General features: G+C 56.6%; 1 protein-coding gene. It reads right to left on the bottom strand.

The genetic code is table 11. The annotated features are described in order from the left end of the window. Nucleotides 1-426: NAD(P)H-binding protein (locus H7198_RS06910; RefSeq protein WP_274459007.1), on the bottom strand; the 426-nt coding region annotated here is incomplete at its 3' end. Nucleotides 427-440 lie beyond the last annotated feature (14 nt).

Genomic DNA, 440 nt, shown 5'->3' with positions numbered 1-440 from the left:
GGTCAATTTCGGCCAGTTCTGGGCGATTAATGCTTCTTCCATCTCCCCTTTGACGCGGTTATAGAAAAACGGCGAGTGGGCATTAGCACCCATAGCACTGACCACCAGCATATGCTGCGCACCGAGCCGCCGCCCGGTTAATGCGGTATCCACTACCAGCGTGTAATCGGCATGAATAAACGCCTCTTTACTCCCCGCTTCTCGCCGCGTGGTGCCGAGACAACAAAACACAATGTCGATGGGATCGGTGCCCTGCGCCAGCGCGTCGGTCAGTTGCGGATCATGGGGATTGAACACTCCTGGCATATCTCCCAACGGACGTCGCGTCGGCGCGGCTATGGCGTTAACTTTCGGTTCGTTAATCAACATCCGCAGCAGGTGACCGCCCACCAGCCCCGTTGCGCCTGTAATCAGTACCTGACTCATCTTCGCTCCTTTAC

Source organism: Fructobacillus sp. CRL 2054 (assembly GCF_028764065.1).
Classification (GTDB): Bacteria; Bacillota; Bacilli; order Lactobacillales; family Lactobacillaceae; genus Fructobacillus.
This window is presented reverse-complemented; position numbering and strand designations above follow the sequence as displayed.